Annotated in this window: 12 protein-coding genes, 1 tRNA gene and 1 other RNA gene; 9 read left to right on the forward strand and 5 right to left on the reverse strand. The window is 69.6% G+C overall.

From position 1 onward, the window contains the following. Nucleotides 1-3: 3 nt before the first annotated feature. Both glnA and AB0259_RS05480 read right to left on the reverse strand, forming a co-directional pair. Nucleotides 4-1341, reverse strand: a complete 1338-nt coding sequence (gene glnA / locus AB0259_RS05475) for a type I glutamate--ammonia ligase (RefSeq protein WP_064002148.1) — start codon at nucleotides 1339-1341, stop codon at nucleotides 4-6. A 77-nt stretch (nucleotides 1342-1418) separates the two neighbouring features. After that, nucleotides 1419-1601, reverse strand: coding sequence for an SPOR domain-containing protein (locus tag AB0259_RS05480; RefSeq protein ID WP_251580679.1), 183 nt, complete (start codon nucleotides 1599-1601; stop codon nucleotides 1419-1421). A 91-nt stretch (nucleotides 1602-1692) separates the two neighbouring features. On the opposite strand from AB0259_RS05480, the gene ppgK reads away from it, so the two are divergent. Next, nucleotides 1693-2514, forward strand: a complete 822-nt coding sequence (ppgK, locus tag AB0259_RS05485) for a polyphosphate--glucose phosphotransferase (RefSeq protein WP_251580678.1) — start codon at nucleotides 1693-1695, stop codon at nucleotides 2512-2514. 19 nt (nucleotides 2515-2533) lie between these two features. On the opposite strand, the gene rnpB is transcribed toward ppgK, so the two are convergent. The 3 genes from rnpB to AB0259_RS05500 all read right to left on the reverse strand — a co-directional run bounded on the left by rnpB (nucleotide 2534) and on the right by AB0259_RS05500 (nucleotide 5382). Then, an RNA gene (gene rnpB, locus AB0259_RS05490) (RNase P RNA component class A) lies at nucleotides 2534-2898 on the reverse strand. Nucleotides 2899-2929: 31 nt separating this feature from the next. Next, nucleotides 2930-4693 (reverse strand): bifunctional 3'-5' exonuclease/DNA polymerase, encoded by a 1764-nt coding sequence (locus AB0259_RS05495; RefSeq protein ID WP_366220194.1) that lies wholly within the window; start codon nucleotides 4691-4693, stop codon nucleotides 2930-2932. After that, nucleotides 4651-5382 carry a C4-type zinc ribbon domain-containing protein gene (locus AB0259_RS05500; RefSeq protein ID WP_366220192.1) on the reverse strand — a complete coding sequence of 244 codons (732 nt, stop codon included), beginning with the start codon at nucleotides 5380-5382 and terminating at the stop codon, nucleotides 4651-4653. Before AB0259_RS05500 ends, AB0259_RS05495 begins: the two co-directional genes overlap by 43 nt. A 106-nt stretch (nucleotides 5383-5488) precedes the next feature. Here AB0259_RS05500 and AB0259_RS05505 point away from each other — a divergent pair, with 106 nt between their 5' ends. From AB0259_RS05505 to AB0259_RS05540, 8 genes are all read left to right on the forward strand, one after another. Next, a complete protein-coding gene (locus tag AB0259_RS05505; RefSeq protein WP_366220190.1) occupies nucleotides 5489-6970 on the forward strand; it encodes an amino acid permease in 1482 nt (493 codons plus the stop codon). A gap of 45 nt (nucleotides 6971-7015) precedes the next feature. Beyond that, a tRNA-Val gene (locus tag AB0259_RS05510) sits at nucleotides 7016-7088 on the forward strand. 165 nt (nucleotides 7089-7253) lie between these two features. Further along, nucleotides 7254-9980, forward strand: coding sequence for a pyruvate dehydrogenase (acetyl-transferring), homodimeric type (gene aceE, locus AB0259_RS05515; protein ID WP_366220188.1), 2727 nt, complete (start codon nucleotides 7254-7256; stop codon nucleotides 9978-9980). 8 nt (nucleotides 9981-9988) lie between these two features. Beyond that, complete coding sequence (locus tag AB0259_RS05520) at nucleotides 9989-11191, forward strand: helix-turn-helix domain-containing protein (RefSeq protein ID WP_251580673.1); 1203 nt, start codon at nucleotides 9989-9991, stop codon at nucleotides 11189-11191. 84 nt (nucleotides 11192-11275) lie between these two features. Beyond that, a complete protein-coding gene (locus AB0259_RS05525) occupies nucleotides 11276-12193 on the forward strand; it encodes an ACP S-malonyltransferase (protein WP_366220186.1) in 918 nt (305 codons plus the stop codon). Next, the gene (locus AB0259_RS05530; protein WP_366220185.1) at nucleotides 12190-13191 is read left to right on the forward strand and encodes a beta-ketoacyl-ACP synthase III; all 1002 of its coding nucleotides are present in this window, start codon (nucleotides 12190-12192) and stop codon (nucleotides 13189-13191) included. Before AB0259_RS05525 ends, AB0259_RS05530 begins: the two co-directional genes overlap by 4 nt. 70 nt (nucleotides 13192-13261) lie before the next feature. Further along, nucleotides 13262-13510 (forward strand): acyl carrier protein, encoded by a 249-nt coding sequence (locus tag AB0259_RS05535; protein WP_065570643.1) that lies wholly within the window; start codon nucleotides 13262-13264, stop codon nucleotides 13508-13510. Nucleotides 13511-13560: 50 nt separating this feature from the next. Further along, complete coding sequence (locus AB0259_RS05540) at nucleotides 13561-14799, forward strand: beta-ketoacyl-[acyl-carrier-protein] synthase II (RefSeq protein WP_366220183.1); 1239 nt, start codon at nucleotides 13561-13563, stop codon at nucleotides 14797-14799. The last annotated feature ends 21 nt before the right edge of the window (nucleotides 14800-14820 follow it).

Genomic DNA, 14820 nt, shown 5'->3' on the forward strand with positions numbered 1-14820 from the left:
GCCTCAGAGCATCTCGAGGTTCTTCTGCAGCTCGAAGGGCGTCACCTGCGACCGGTACTCCTGCCACTCGCGACGCTTGTTCAGAAGCACGTAGTTGAACACCTGCTCGCCGAGGGTCTCGGCGACGAGCTCGGACTCCTCCATGTACTCGAGGGCGTGATCGAGGCTCGACGGAAGCGGTCCGTAGCCGAGAGCGCGGCGCTCGGCATCCGTCAACGACCACACGTTGTCCTCGGCCTCGGGCGGCAGCTCGTACTCCTCCTCGATGCCCTTGAGGCCGGCGGCGAGCATCAGCGCGTACGCCAGGTAGGGGTTCGCGGCGGAGTCGAGCGCTCGGTACTCGACGCGGGTCGACTGCCCCTTGTTGGGCTTGTACATCGGCACGCGGACCAGCGCGGAGCGGTTGTTGTGGCCCCAGCAGATGAAGCTGGGCGCCTCATCGCCACCCCAGAGCCGCTTGTACGAGTTCACGAACTGGTTCGTGACGGCGGAGATCTCGTTGGCGTGACGCAGCAGACCTGCGATGAATTGACGGCCCGTCTTGGAGAGCTGATACTGCGCACCCTCCTCGTAGAACGCGTTCATGTCGCCCTCGAAGAGCGACATGTGCGTGTGCATCCCACTGCCCGGCTTGCCGCTGAGGGGCTTGGGCATGAACGTCGCATACACGCCCTGCTCGATCGCCACCTCCTTGACGACCGTGCGGAACGTCATGATGTTGTCGGCCGTCGCGAGCGCGTCGGCGTACCGGAGGTCGATCTCGTTCTGGCCCGGGCCGCCCTCGTGGTGGCTGAACTCCACCGAGATGCCGAGGTCCTCGAGCATCCGCACCGAGCGACGGCGGAAGTCGTGCGCCGTCCCGCCGGGGACGTTGTCGAAGTAGCCGGCGGAGTCCACCGGCTCCGGACCCTCGGGACCGAAGGACGACGACTTCAGCAGGTAGAACTCGATCTCGGGGTGCGTGTAGAACGTGAAGCCCGCGTCGCCCGCCTTCGCGAGGGCCCGCTTCAGCACGTTGCGGGGATCGGCGACGGCCGGCTGACCGTCCGGCGTCGTGATGTCGCAGAACATGCGCGCCGTGGGGTCGATCTCACCGCGCCACGGCAGGGTCTGGAACGTGGACGGATCGGGGTGGGCCAGCAGGTCGGACTCGTACGAGCGGGTCAGACCCTCGATCGCGGAGCCGTCGAACCCGAGGCCCTCGGCGAATGCGCCCTCCACCTCCGCGGGGGCGATGGCGACCGACTTGAGGGTTCCGGTCACGTCCGTGAACCACAGCCGGATGAACTTGACCCCCCGCTCCTCGATCGTCCTCAGAACGAAGTCACGCTGCTTGTCCATCGCATCCTTCCCGGTGCCGAGCCGACTGCCAGACTATCGGTCTCCCGCCGCGCTGCACTCACGCGACGCGACCCCACTCACCCGTTTTCGGCCGCGTCCTCCTCCGCCCACGCCCGGGATCGTTCGCGCATGATCTCGGGCGCGCGCGCCGCCTCCTCAGCGGTGTCGAACGGGCCGGCACGGTCGACGGCCGGAGCCTCGAACCCCCGCTGCACCTCGCCCGTCTTCAGGTTGTACCAGTACTTGTCGGCGTCGCTCATGGGTCCTCCTCGGCCTCGTCTGCTTCATCCTACGAACGCCGCGGCCGGCATCCTACGAATCCGTCTCCGCGGTCGCAGTAGGCTCGGTGGCATGACTGGGACCGCCACCACCGCCGTCGGCATCGACATCGGAGGGACGGGCATCAAGGGTGCCCTCGTCGACCTCTCGCAAGGAACGCTCCTCACTGACCGGATCAAGGTCCCGACGCCGAAGGGTGCGGAACCCGACGACGTGCTCACCGCCGTCCGCGAGGTGCTCGAGAAGCTCGAGGTGACGGACGCCGACGTCCCACTCGGCGTCGCCTTCCCCGCGATCGTGAAGAACGGCCGCACCCTGTCCGCGGCCAACGTCGCGCACACATGGATCGACTTCGAGGCGGAGGCGTTCTTCGAGAAGGGCCTCGGCCGCCAGATCCACTTCGCGAACGACGCGGACGTCGCCGGTGTCGCCGAGATGCGCTACGGCGCAGCGAAGGACCGGAACGGTCTCGTCCTGCTCACGACCCTCGGCACCGGCATCGGCACGGCGATGATCTACAAGGGTGTCCTGGTGCCCAACACCGAGCTCGGTCACCTCCACCGTCCGGGGCACAAGAAGGACTTCGAGCACTACACGGCCTACTCCGCGATGGAGCGCGAAGAGCTGTCGTGGGATGCCTGGGCCGACCGACTGCAGCAGTACTACAGTCACCTCGAGTTCCTCTTCACCCCCGACCTGTTCGTCGTGGGCGGCGGTGTCTCCAAGCACGCCGACAAGTTCCTGCCGCTGCTCGACCTGAAGACCGAGATCGTCCCCGCCGTGCACCGCAACAACGCGGGCATCATCGGCGCGGCGGCGCTCGCTCTCGCGGGCGAGCGCGACGACGTCCCCGCCGACCAGGGCGGCGACCTCGCGGACACCACCGCCCGCTGAGGCGTCTCCCGCAAGAGGGCGAATGGGCCGGCCTGTACGCCGGGTTCTGTCCGGGGGTCCTCGCGGACCCCGTGGACGGTCATCTCTCTCGGCGACACGTTGCCGTGCCGCTCCAGCGGTCTACCCGGGGACTCGGCGGGCCGCGTCGACATCCCCTGTCTGACCTTGCTCCGGGCGAGGTTTACCGTGCGGGTCGTGTCACCACGACCCCGGTGGTCTCTTACACCACCCTTTCACCCTTACCCCGGTCGGAACCGGGGCGGTCTGCTCTCTGTGGCACTGTCTCGCGGATCACTCCGGGTGGGTGTTACCCACCGCCCTGCCCTGTGGAGCCCGGACGTTCCTCGGTGCGCCTGCGCGCCACGCGACCGTCCAGCCGACCCATTCGCGGCCTCGAGTCTATCCGGACGCAGCATCACTCCTTCGCGGCGTCGACACGCACCTGCAGGTCGAGGCGGAAGTCCAGCGGGATGTCGCCGAAGAGGAGCCGCGTGGCCGCGTCCGCGGCGAGGCAGACCGCCTCGGCCGCTTGCGCCGCCTGCGCGGCGGGCGTGTGGACGATCACCTCGTCGTGCAGGAAGAACGCCAGATGTGCCTGGCGGGCGTGGAGCGGGCCCGACCGCGGCGCGGCATCCCCGTCGTCGACGAGCGGCAACGCCGCCAGCCGGGCGCGCAGGTCCCCCAGCCACGCCAACGCCCACTCGGCCGCCGTGCCCTGCACGACGAAGTTGCGGGTGAATCGCCCGCGGTCGCGGGCGGCGCGTCGCGCGCGGGTGCGGTCGGCCTCGGTCGCGTCGGGATCGCCCGCCCGCCCCTGCAGTGCGCGCCACCCGGCAGAGGGCGGCGGACTCGAGCGACCCAGCCACGTCGTGACGACACCGCCTTCCTCGCCGACCCCGGCGGCGTCGTCGACGAGTCCCATGGCCCGCGGGTAGGCCCGACGCAACGCCGGCACGAGCCGGCCGCTGTCGCCCGTCGTCGCGCCGTACATCGCCCCGAGCAGCGCGAACTTCGCCTCCGACCGGGTGCTCACGACCCCGCGGGAGACGATGCCCTCGTAGAGGTCGCTGCCGCGGGCGCTCTCGGCGAGAGCGGCGTCCCGCGACATCGCCGCGAGCACCCGCGGTTCGAGCTGTGCGACGTCGGCGACGACGAGCGACCAGCCGGGGTCCGCCCGCACCGCAGGACGCAGCTGACGCGGCAGCTGCAGCGCGCCACCGCCGGAGGAGGCCCACCGGCCCGTGACGACGCCGCCGGGCACATAGACCGGACGAAATCGTCCGTCGGGGGCCCACTCGTCGCGCCAGGCCCACCCGTTGGCGGTGAACATGCGCATGAGCCGCTTGTACTCGAGCAGGGGCGCGATGACGGGGTGGTCGTACTCGCGCAGCTCCCACTTGCTCGTCGACGTCGCGGCGACCCCCACGCGATGGAGTGCGCGCAGCAGCTTGGGCTGCGAGTCGAGACTGACACCGGGATCGCCCAGCAGCTCCCGGATCTCGGCGCCCAGGCGCTCGATGCGAGTCGGCTGTCTTCCGCCGGGATCGCGTGCGCCCAGCATCCCCGTCAGGATCACGTCGTGCACCTCGCCGTCCCACGGCACCCCTGCTGCGTGCATCTCGGTGGCGACGAGCGCGCCGGCCGACTCGGCGGCCACCAGCAGGCGCAGCCCCGCCGCGCTCCCGGCGACGACCTCGCGCTGTCGGATGAACTCCGCGACCGCCGAGTCGACGTCGTGCGGCACTTCGCGGATGCCGGGGTCGATCTCGAAGAGCGCGCTCGGACCGTCGTTGACGACGGATGCCGCGGCATCCCACTCGGTCGCGGAACGAAGCCCCTCCGCGCCGACCGAACGGGCGCTGTCGCGCAGGATCGCGTGCGACAGCCGCAGGTCGTGGCAACGCGCTACCCGAACCCCCTCGGCCAGGAGCGCCGGGTACCAGGCGGTCGTGTCGCTCCACACCCAGCGGGTCGTGTCGTCGGCCCGCCGCACCCGAGCGGCGAAAGCCGCTCGGTCGAGGACCGCGGGCTCGCCGCGGGTGCCGTCGGCGGTCACCGGGACGACGGCGACGCCGTCGCCAGACGTGCCCACGACGGTCCAGGGGACGGCGTCCCCGACGGGAGCACCCGGATCGGTCAGAGCCCGGAATCCTCGCCGCGCACCAGGATGCAACCGCACTCCGGGCACGTGACGACGTCGTCCTCGGCTGCGGCGCGCACGACGTTCAGGTCGGTCCCGGACAGGACCATGCGGCATCCCCCGCAGGTCCGATGCTGCAGCAGCCCCGCGCCGATGCCGCGTGCGGCGAGGCGGTCGTACATGCCGACCAGGTCCGCAGGAAGAGACGCGGCGATGGCGGCGCGGTCCCGGGTGGCGGCCTCGAACCGAGCGGTCGCCTCCGCGACGACGTCCTTCGCCTCGGTGCTCAGCCGAGCACCCTCCGCGTTGACCGACGCGATCAGCGCCTCCTGCTCGGCGACGGCGGCCTCCGCCTCCTCGAGGCGCTCCATCACCTCGAGCTCGGCGTCCTCGAGGTCGGACTTCCTTCTGGCCAGTGAAGCGATCTCGTGCTCGAGCCCCTGCGCGTCCTTCGCGCTCGACGTCGAGGCCAGACGCTCGTTGTCGCGCGCGGTGCGGGCATCGACGACGGCGACGTCGGACTGGATGCGGGCGAGTTCCGTCTTCGCGTCGTCGCGCGCGCCGAGGCGCCGCGTCAGTTCGGTCGAGTGCGTCGCGCGCTCGGCCAGCAGCTCCTTCACGCGGGCCGCCTGCGCGGGGTTGCGACGAGCGTGGTCGGCCTGCTGCGCGGCGAGATCCGCATCGGCGAGATCGAGGAGGCGGCGCTGGTCGGCAAAGCTGGCTTTCACGCCCTCCAACCTACCCTCGCCGTACGCGCCGACGGGGCGTCGCCTTCAGTCGCGATGGCGAGACGCACTAGCATGACGTGCCGGAATCGCGCGGGAGGAGATCAGCATGAGCATGCTGCGCACCAAGACGGTCGAGCAGTCGATCGCCGACACGGAGGAGCCGGAGTTCCGGCTCAAGAAGTCGCTCTCGGCGCTCGACCTAACGGTCTTCGGCGTCGGTGTCGTCATCGGTGCGGGCATCTTCACCCTCACGGGGCGGGCGGCGCACGAGGTCGCCGGACCCGCGATCGTCATCAGCTTCGTCGTCGCCGCCATCGCGTGCGGTCTGGCCGCGATGTGCTACGCCGAATTCGCGTCGACGGTCCCGGTCTCCGGCTCGGCCTACACCTTCTCGTACGCGTCGCTCGGCGAACTGTTCGCGTGGATCATCGGCTGGGACCTGATCCTCGAGATGTTCCTCGGCGCGAGTGTCGTCGCGCAGGGATGGAGCGCATACCTCGGCTCGCTGATGGAGCAGCTCGGCGCCCCGATCCCCGCCGCCATCGGATACGGCGGGACGGTCGACGTGATGGCCATGCTGCTCGTGGTCGTTTTGGGCGTGCTCATCACCGTCGGCATCCGTGAATCGCTTCGGGTGAACCTCGTCCTCGTGGCGGTCAAGCTCTTCATCGTCCTGTTCGTGATCATCGCCGGTCTCATGTTCGTGAACCCGGCGAACTACTCGCCGTTCATCCCGGATGCCGCGCCGCGCGAGACGGCGTCGGGTCTGACGCAGCCGCTCCTGCAGTTCTTCTCCGGCATCGAGCCGACCGCCTTCGGCGTGGGGGGCATCTTCGCCGGCGCCGCTCTCGTGTTCTTCGCGTACATCGGCTTCGACGTCGTCGCGACGACGGCGGAGGAGACCAAGCGTCCCCAGCGCGACCTGCCGATCGGCATCATCGCCTCGCTCGTGATCTGCACGATCCTCTACGGCGCCGTCGCGCTGGTCGTCACCGGCATGGTCCCCTACCAGGACCTCGATCCGGCTGCGGCCCTCGCGAACGCGTTCGCCTTCCACGGCCAGACCTGGATGGCGACGGTCATCTCGGCCGGCGCCGTCGCCGGCCTGACCACCGTCGTCCTGACGCTCATGATCGGCGCGACGCGCATCATCTTCGCCATGTCGCGTGATGCCCTCCTCCCCCGGGGTCTCGCCAAGGTGCACCCCCGCTTCCGCACCCCGTGGGTCATCTCGCTGATCGTGACGGTCATCGTCGCCGTGGTCGCCGGGCTCACACCCGTCGGCGTTCTGGAGGAGATGGTCAACATCGGCACGCTGTCGGCGTTCGTGCTCGTCTCCTTCGGCGTCATCGTGCTGCGCCGCCGCCGCCCCGATCTGCCGCGCGGCTTCCGGGTTCCCCTCAACCCGTGGCTGCCCGCGCTCTCCGCCGCCGTCTGCATCTACCTGATGCTGAACCTCACGGTCGAGACCTGGCTCCGGTTCCTCATCTGGCTCGCCCTCGGGTTCGTCATCTACTTCGCCTACTCGCGTCGACACTCGCGGCTGGCGCCGGGCGGAGACCTCCACACGGAACCCGCGGCGCGGTGACCGCGCACCGGGTCGAGGGCGCACGCCCGTAGACTCGGTGCCCCAGGGCCTTTAGCTCAGCTGGTAGAGCGCCACGTTTACACCGTGGATGTCGTCGGTTCGATCCCGGCAGGGCCCACTCCCGGCATCCGTCCTGGCCTGCCTCATCGAGCCGTCCCGAGCGGCGAACACCGTCGAACGGAATGGGTAGGCTGAGGACAAGCGAGTTGTGCGCGGCGAACAAGCGCGCCCTCGCTCGAACCCTCCTTCCTGGCACGATCTGCCAGGCGACGAAAGGCCTCTTGTGACTGTCAACGATCAGGATCCGTACTCGCAGGGCCCGCAGGACAGCGACCCGGAAGAGACGTCGGAGTGGCAGGAATCCCTGCGGCAGCTCGTCGACGCCCGAGGCGCGAGTCGCGGCCGCGAGATCATGCTGAGCCTGCTGCAGAGCTCGCGTGAACTGCACCTGAATGTCCCGCAGGTCCCGACCACGGACTACATCAACACCATCCCCGTCGACAGCGAGCCCGAGTTCCCGGGTGACGAAGAGGTCGAGCGTCGCTACCGTCGCTGGATCCGCTGGAACGCCGCCCTGACGGTGCACCGTGCGCAGCGTCCCGGCATCGGTGTCGGCGGCCACATCTCGACGTACGCCTCCTCGGCAGCGCTGTACGAGGTGGGTTTCAACCACTTCTTCCGCGGCCCGGATCACTCCAGCGGCGGCGACCAGGTCTTCTTCCAGGGCCACGCCTCCCCCGGCATGTACGCCCGATCGTTCCTCGAGGGCGGACTCACGAGCCAGCAGCTCGACGGCTTCCGCCAGGAGGCATCCGCGGCTCCGAACGGCCTTCCCTCCTACCCCCACCCGCGCCTCATGCCGGACTACTGGCAGTTCCCGACCGTCTCGATGGGTCTCGGACCGATCAACGCCATCTACCAGGCGATGACGAACAAGTACCTCACCAACCGTGGGATCAAGGACCTCTCCGACTCGCACGTCTGGGCCTTCCTCGGCGACGGCGAGATGGACGAGGTCGAGAGCCGCGGTCAGCTGCAGGTCGCGGCGAACGAGGGACTCGACAACCTCACCTTCGTCGTCAACTGCAACCTGCAGCGCCTCGACGGCCCGGTCCGCGGCAACGGCAAGATCGTCCAGGAGCTGGAGAGCTTCTTCCGCGGCGCCGGCTGGAACGTCATCAAGGTCGTCTGGGGGCGCGAGTGGGACGACCTGCTCTCCCGCGACGCCGACGGCGCCCTGCTGAACCTCATGAACAGCACGCCGGATGGCGACTTCCAGACGTACAAGGCCGAGAACGGTGCCTACGTACGTGAGCACTTCTTCGGGCGCGACGAGCGCGCCGCCGCCCTCGTCAAGGACTACTCCGACGAGCAGATCTGGAACCTCAAGCGCGGTGGGCACGATTACCGCAAGGTCTTCGCGGCGTACAAGGCCGCCATCGAGCACAAGGGGCAGCCGACCGTCATCCTCGCGAAGACGGTCAAGGGCTACGGCCTGGGGCCGCACTTCGAGGGTCGCAACGCGACCCACCAGATGAAGAAGATGACCCTCGACGACCTCAAGCTGTTCCGCGACCAGATGCACATCCCGCTCACGGACGCGCAGCTCGAGGAGAACCCCTACGAGCCGCCGTACTACCACCCGGGTGCGGACGACGAGACCATCGAGTACATGGTCGAACGCCGTCGCACGCTCGGCGGCACGCTCCCGCAGCGTCGCAGCAAGTACACGTCGCTCAGCCTTCCCGACGACAGCCTCTACGCGCTGCCGAAGAAGGGCTCGGGGACGCAGGAGGTCGCCACGACCATGGCGTTCGTCCGACTGCTGAAGGATCTGCTGCGCACGAAGGACTTCGGCCACCGCATCGTGCCGATCATCCCCGACGAGGCGCGCACGTTCGGCATGGACGCGTACTTCCCGACCGCGAAGATCTACAACCCGAACGGGCAGAACTACACGTCCGTCGACCGCGAGCTGCTCCTGGCCTACAAGGAGAGCCCGCAGGGCCAGATCATGCACGTCGGCATCAACGAGGCCGGCGCCCTCGCCGCCTTCACGGGTGTCGGCACGTCCTACGCGACGCACGGCGAGCCGCTCATCCCGGTCTACGTCTTCTACTCGATGTTCGGCTTCCAGCGCACGGGCGACGCCCAGTGGGCAGCGGGCGACCAGATGGCGCGCGGCTTCATCATCGGCGCGACGGCCGGTCGGACGACGCTGACCGGTGAGGGCCTCCAGCACGCCGACGGCCACTCGCACCTGCTGGCGTCGACCAACCCGGCGACGGTCTCCTACGATCCCGCCTACGGCTACGAGATCGCGCACATCGTGCAGTCGGGCCTCGAGCGCATGTACGGCGGGGAGCACGAAGACCCGAACGTCATGTACTACATCACCGTCTACAACGAGCCGATCGTGCAGCCGAAGGAGCCGGAGGACGTCGACGTGGACGGCATCGTCCGCGGCATCCACCGCGTCGCCACCGGCTCGGGTGAGGGCCACCGCGCCCAGATCCTCGCCTCCGGCGTCGGTCTGCCGTGGGCGCTCGAGGCGCAGGAGCTGCTGCAGAAGGACTGGGGCGTGAGCGCCGACGTCTGGTCGGTCACGAGCTGGACCGAGCTGCGCCGGGACGGCCTCGCCGCCGACGAGCACAACTTCCTGCACCCGACCGAGGAGGCCAAGACGGCCTACGTCACCGAGAAGCTCCGCGACTCGGAGGGCCCGATCGTGGCGGTCAGCGACTTCATGCACGCGGTGCAGGACCAGATCCGCCAGTGGATCCCGCGTCGCTACGCCACGCTCGGCGCCGACGGCTTCGGATTCTCGGACACCCGCGCAGCCGCACGACGCCAGTTCAAGATCGACGGCCCGTCGATCGTCGTGCGCACCCTGCAGGCACTCGCCGAGGACGGTGTCGTCGACCGCGGCCTGTCGGCTCAGGCGATCGAGAAGTACCGTCTGCACGACGTCAACGCCGGCACCTCCGGCAACGCGGGCGGCGAAGCCTGACCCGCACGATGACCGAACGGCCGACCGCCCAGGAGAAGGCGGAGACACTGGCGTGGCTCCGTCGGATCTCGGGTGATCTCGCGACCACCACGCTGCGCAGGCTCGAAGAGTCCCTGCCGTGGTACGCCGAGATGCCCCCCGGGCGGCGGTCGGCCGTCGGCCTCGTCGCGCAGTCCGGCATCTCGTCATTCGTCGAGTGGTATGACAACCCGAACTCGACGCCGTGGATCGCGGCCGACGTCTTCGCGTCCGCGCCGCGCGAGCTGCTGCGGAGCATCAGCCTCACGCAGACTCTCCAACTCATCAAGGTGACGGTCGAGACGACCGAAGAACGCGTCGCCGGACGCGGGAACGGGCTCCGCGAGAGCATCCTCCTGTATTCGCGAGAGGTCGCCTTCGCCGCCGCCGACGTCTACGCCCGCGCGGCCGAGGCTCGTGGACTCTGGGACGCACGTCTCGAAGCCCTCGTCGTCGACTCGATCCTCACGGGAGAGGCCGACGAGGAACTGCCCAGTCGCATCGCCGCCCTCGGCTGGCACGGTCACGGCGAGGTCGCGGTCCTCGTCGGCACGACGCCGCCGCAGCTCGACGTGGACCAGGTGCGCCGCACGGCGCGCAAGCTCGGTGTCGACGTCCTCATCGGCGTGCAGGGGTCCCGTCTCGTGCTGGTGATCGGACGAGCCGATCAGGCGGGACGGGACGACGCCGAGGAGCTCCCCTTCCCCGAGATCGCCACCCGGCTCGAGCCGGGCTTCGGCAGCGGTCACCTCGTGCTCGGCCCGACCGCGCCTGCCCTGCTCGATGCGGGTCTCAGCGCCCGGGCCGCGCTTGCGGGTTTCGCGGTGGCGAAGTCCTGGCGCCACGCTCCCCGCCCCGTTGAGGCCGACGACCTGCTCCCCGAGAGGGCGCTCGCCGGTGACCCGCTCGCGAAGGCGACCCTCATCGAGAAGATCTACCGGCCGCTGCAGGCGCACTCCACCGACCTCGTGACGACGCTCTGGAGCTATCTCGACAACGGGCGCTCCCTCGAAGCGACGGCCCGCGAGCTCTTCGTGCATCCCAACACGGTCCGCTACCGCCTGAAGCGGGTCTCGGACGTCATCGGGTGGGATGCGACCGGTCCCCGGGAGGCGCTCATCCTCCAGACGGCGCTCATCCTCGGGTCGATCGGCGCCGAAGTGACACGCCGACGCCCCACGCGCCGCGCCTGACCTGTACGACACGAACAAACGAATCGCACTTTCTTGTGCGCCGACCGACAGCACGTCCGACCTGAACTTGCAAGGATGGAAACCGTGATCATCGCCGTCTTCCCGGGCCAGGGTTCGCAGACCCCCGGGTTCCTCGCCCCGTGGCTCGAGACCGAAGGCACCCGCGAACTGCTCGAGCAGTACTCCGCGTACGCCGGGGTCGACCTCGTCGCCGCGGGGACCGAATGGGATGCCGACCGTATCCGCGACACCAAAGTGGCCCAGCCGCTCATCGTCGCAGCCAGCCTGCTCTCATGGCGCTCCCTCATCGCCGCCGGCCACCGCCCCGACGGTGTCGCCGGCCACTCGGTCGGCGAGATCGCGGCGCTCGTCGCCTCGGGAGTGCTCTCCGAAGAGGACGGCATGCGTCTGGTCGGCATCCGCGGGCGCGCAATGGCCGAGGCCGCCGCACTCGAGGAGACCGGCATGAGCGCCGTCGTCGGCGGAGACGAGTCGACCGTGCTCGGGCGCCTCGAGGAGCTCGACCTCACGCCGGCGAACTACAACGGCGGCGGTCAGATCGTCGCCGCCGGTGCGCTTTCCGCCCTCGCCGAACTCGGCGCGGACGCACCGCGCGGAAGCCGTGTGATCCCCCTGCAGGTCGCCGGCGCGTTCCACACGCGGTACATGGCCCCCGCCGTCGAGACGCTCCGCCCCGCTGCAGCCGACGTGGCGGCATCCGATCCCTCCCTCACGCTCTGGAGCAACCGCGACGGGGGCACCGTCTCGGATGGGCGCGCAGCGCTCGACCTCCTGGTCGCACAGGTCGCGAACCCCGTCCGGTGGGATCTGTGCATGTCCTCCTTCGCGGAGAACGGTGTCGCGGGCATCATTGAGCTGGCCCCGGCGGGGACACTCGTCGGACTCGCCAAGCGCGGACTGCGCGGCGTACCGTCTGTTGCGGTGAAGACGCCCCAGGACCTCGCCGCAGCGAACGCCCTCTTGACCGGAGAGAACGCATGACCCCCCAGCTGATCCAGCCGACCGGTGCCGCCCACACCCGCATCTACGCCTACGGCGCCGCGCGCGGCGAGAAGGCGGTCCCGAACGAGGACCTCATCGGTCCGATCGACTCGAGCGACGAGTGGATCCGCCAGCGCACCGGCATCGTCACCCGCGTCCGGGCCGAGGCGGACACGACGGCGATCGATCTCGCCGCGGATGCCGCCGCCGAGGCCATCGAGCGCTCGGGCGTCCCCGCCGACGAGATCGACGCGGTCATCGTCGCGACGATCTCGAACCCCAAGCAGACTCCGTCGGTGTCGGCGATCGTCGCCGACCGCGTCGGCGCCAACCCCGCAGCCGCGTACGACCTGAACGCAGCCTGCGCGGGCTTCGCCTACGGCGTCGCGCAGGCGGACGCCCTCATCCGCGCAGGGGCGGCCCACTACGCGGTCGTCATCGGCACCGAGAAGCTCAGCGACATCGTCGATCCGAGCGACCGCTCGATCTCGTTCCTCCTCGGTGACGGAGCGGGCGCCGTCGTCGTCGGCCCGAGCGAGACCCCGGGCATCGGTCCGACGATCTGGGGCTCGGACGGATCCAAGGCGGATGCCGTGGGCATGAACCACACGCTGACCGAGTTCCGCGACGGTGCCGCGCCGTGGCCCACGCTGCGCCAGGAAGGCCCGACCGTCTTCCGCTGGGCGGTCTGGGAGATGGTCAAGGTCGCGCGTCAGGCCATCGAAGCGGCGGGCATCACCCCCGACGACCTGGCCGCCTTCGTGCCGCACCAGGCCAACATGCGCATCATCGACGAGTTCGCGAAGCAGCTGAAGCTCCCCGAATCCGTCGTCATCGGCCGCGACATCGAGACCACGGGCAACACGTCGGCGGCATCCATCCCGCTGGCGACGCATCGTCTGCTCGAGGAGCACCCGGAGCTCAGCGGCGGTCTCGCCCTGCAGATCGGTTTCGGCGCCGGACTCGTGTTCGGCGCACAGGTCGTCGTCCTCCCGTGACGGCGACTCTCCCCCACCTAAACTGACTACCGGCCCGGCTGGGCCCGATACCCACAGAAGGAGCAATCCCATGGCATTCACCAACGACGAGGTCCTCGCCGGCCTGGCCGAACTCATCACCGACGAGACCGGCATCTCGGCCGACGAGGTCGCGCTGGAGAAGTCGTTCACGGACGACCTCGACATCGACTCCATCTCGATGATGACGATCGTCGTCAACGCCGAGGAGAAGTTCGGCGTCACGATCCCCGACGACGAGGTCAAGAACCTCAAGACCGTCGGCGACGCCGTCACCTACATCTCGTCCAACCAGGCCTGATCCGCGCGTCCGGTGGGGGTCCGCCCCCACCGGAGCAGCACGAGGGAACCATGAGCAACAAGCGAATCTTCGTCACCGGCATCGGTGCGACCTCCCCCATCGGCGGTACCGCCGGCGAGAGCTGGGACGCCCTCCTCGCCGGTGAATCGGGTACCCGCACGCTCGAGCACGAGTGGGTCGAGCAGTACCAGCTGCCCGTCACCTTCGCCGCAGAGGCGAAGGTGCGCCCCGAGACCGTCCTGGAGCGCCCGGTCGCCAAGCGCCTCGACCCGTCGTCGCAGCTGGCGATGGTCGCGGCCAAGGAAGCGTGGGAGGACGCCGGCTCGCCCGAGGTCGACCCCGAGCGTCTGGGCGTCGAGTTCGCCACCGGCATCGGCGGCGTGTGGACGCTGCTCGACGCATGGGACACCCTGCGTGACAAGGGCCCGCGCCGCGTCATGCCCATGACGGTGCCCATGCTCATGCCCAATGCCGCGGCGGGCAACCTGTCCCTGCACTTCGGTGCCCGCGCCTACGCCCGCACGTTCGCGAGCGCATGCGCCTCGAGCACCGAGTCGATCGTCAACGCCCTCGAGCACATGCGCGCCGGCCTCGCCGACGTCGTCATCGCAGGTGGCACCGAATCGGCGATCCACCCCATCACGATCGCGTCGTTCGCCTCGATGCAGGCGCTCTCGCGACGCAACGACTCCCCCGAAACAGCCTCCCGTCCCGGCAGCATCGACCGTGACGGCTTCGTCATGGGCGAGGGCGCCGCGGTCCTCATCCTCGAGACCGAGGAGCACGCGAAGGCGCGCGGTGCCAAGATCTACGCCGAGCTCGTCGGCGGTGGCGTCACGGCGGATTCGTACCACATCACGGCCAACGACCCGGAGGGCACCGGCGCCGCGCGTGCGGTGCGGCTCGCGCTGGAGATGGCGGATGCCGCGCCCGCCGACGTCACGCACGTCAACGCGCATGCGACCTCGACCCCCGTCGGCGACCCCAACGAGTACGTCGCTCTGAAGTCGGTCTTCGGTGACCGCGTGGACGAGATGCCGGTGTCGGCCACGAAGGCGTCCACCGGCCACCTTCTGGGCGGCACGGGAGCCCTCGAGGCGATGTTCACGGTCCTCGCGCTGCGCGACCGTGTGGCTCCGCCGACCATCAACATCACCGAGCCCGACCCGGCCGTGCCGTTCCGTCTCTCGGGCGACGCCGTGCCGCTCGGCGACGGTGACCAGCTGGCCATCAGCAACTCGTTCGGATTCGGCGGCCACAACGCCGTCGTCGCGTTCCGCTCGGTCTGACTCCGACCACGACAGACGCCC

The organism is Microbacterium sp. NPDC080005 (assembly GCF_040702445.1).
Classification (GTDB): domain Bacteria; phylum Actinomycetota; class Actinomycetes; order Actinomycetales; family Microbacteriaceae; genus Microbacterium; species Microbacterium oleivorans_D.

What these genes read in the sequence shown, in the direction of transcription:
- AB0259_RS05530 (WP_366220185.1), top strand. Translation starts at nt 12,190, where the DNA reads ATGACCCCCCAGCTGATCCAGCCGACCGGTGCCGCCCACACCCGCATC.
- AB0259_RS05535 (WP_065570643.1), top strand. Translation starts at nt 13,262, where the DNA reads ATGGCATTCACCAACGACGAGGTCCTCGCCGGCCTGGCCGAACTCATC.
- AB0259_RS05480 (WP_251580679.1), bottom strand. Translation starts at nt 1,601, where the DNA reads ATGAGCGACGCCGACAAGTACTGGTACAACCTGAAGACGGGCGAGGTG.
- AB0259_RS05520 (WP_251580673.1), top strand. Translation starts at nt 9,989, where the DNA reads ATGACCGAACGGCCGACCGCCCAGGAGAAGGCGGAGACACTGGCGTGG.
- ppgK (WP_251580678.1), top strand. Translation starts at nt 1,693, where the DNA reads ATGACTGGGACCGCCACCACCGCCGTCGGCATCGACATCGGAGGGACG.
- AB0259_RS05505 (WP_366220190.1), top strand. Translation starts at nt 5,489, where the DNA reads ATGAGCATGCTGCGCACCAAGACGGTCGAGCAGTCGATCGCCGACACG.
- glnA (WP_064002148.1), bottom strand. Translation starts at nt 1,341, where the DNA reads ATGGACAAGCAGCGTGACTTCGTTCTGAGGACGATCGAGGAGCGGGGG.
- AB0259_RS05540 (WP_366220183.1), top strand. Translation starts at nt 13,561, where the DNA reads ATGAGCAACAAGCGAATCTTCGTCACCGGCATCGGTGCGACCTCCCCC.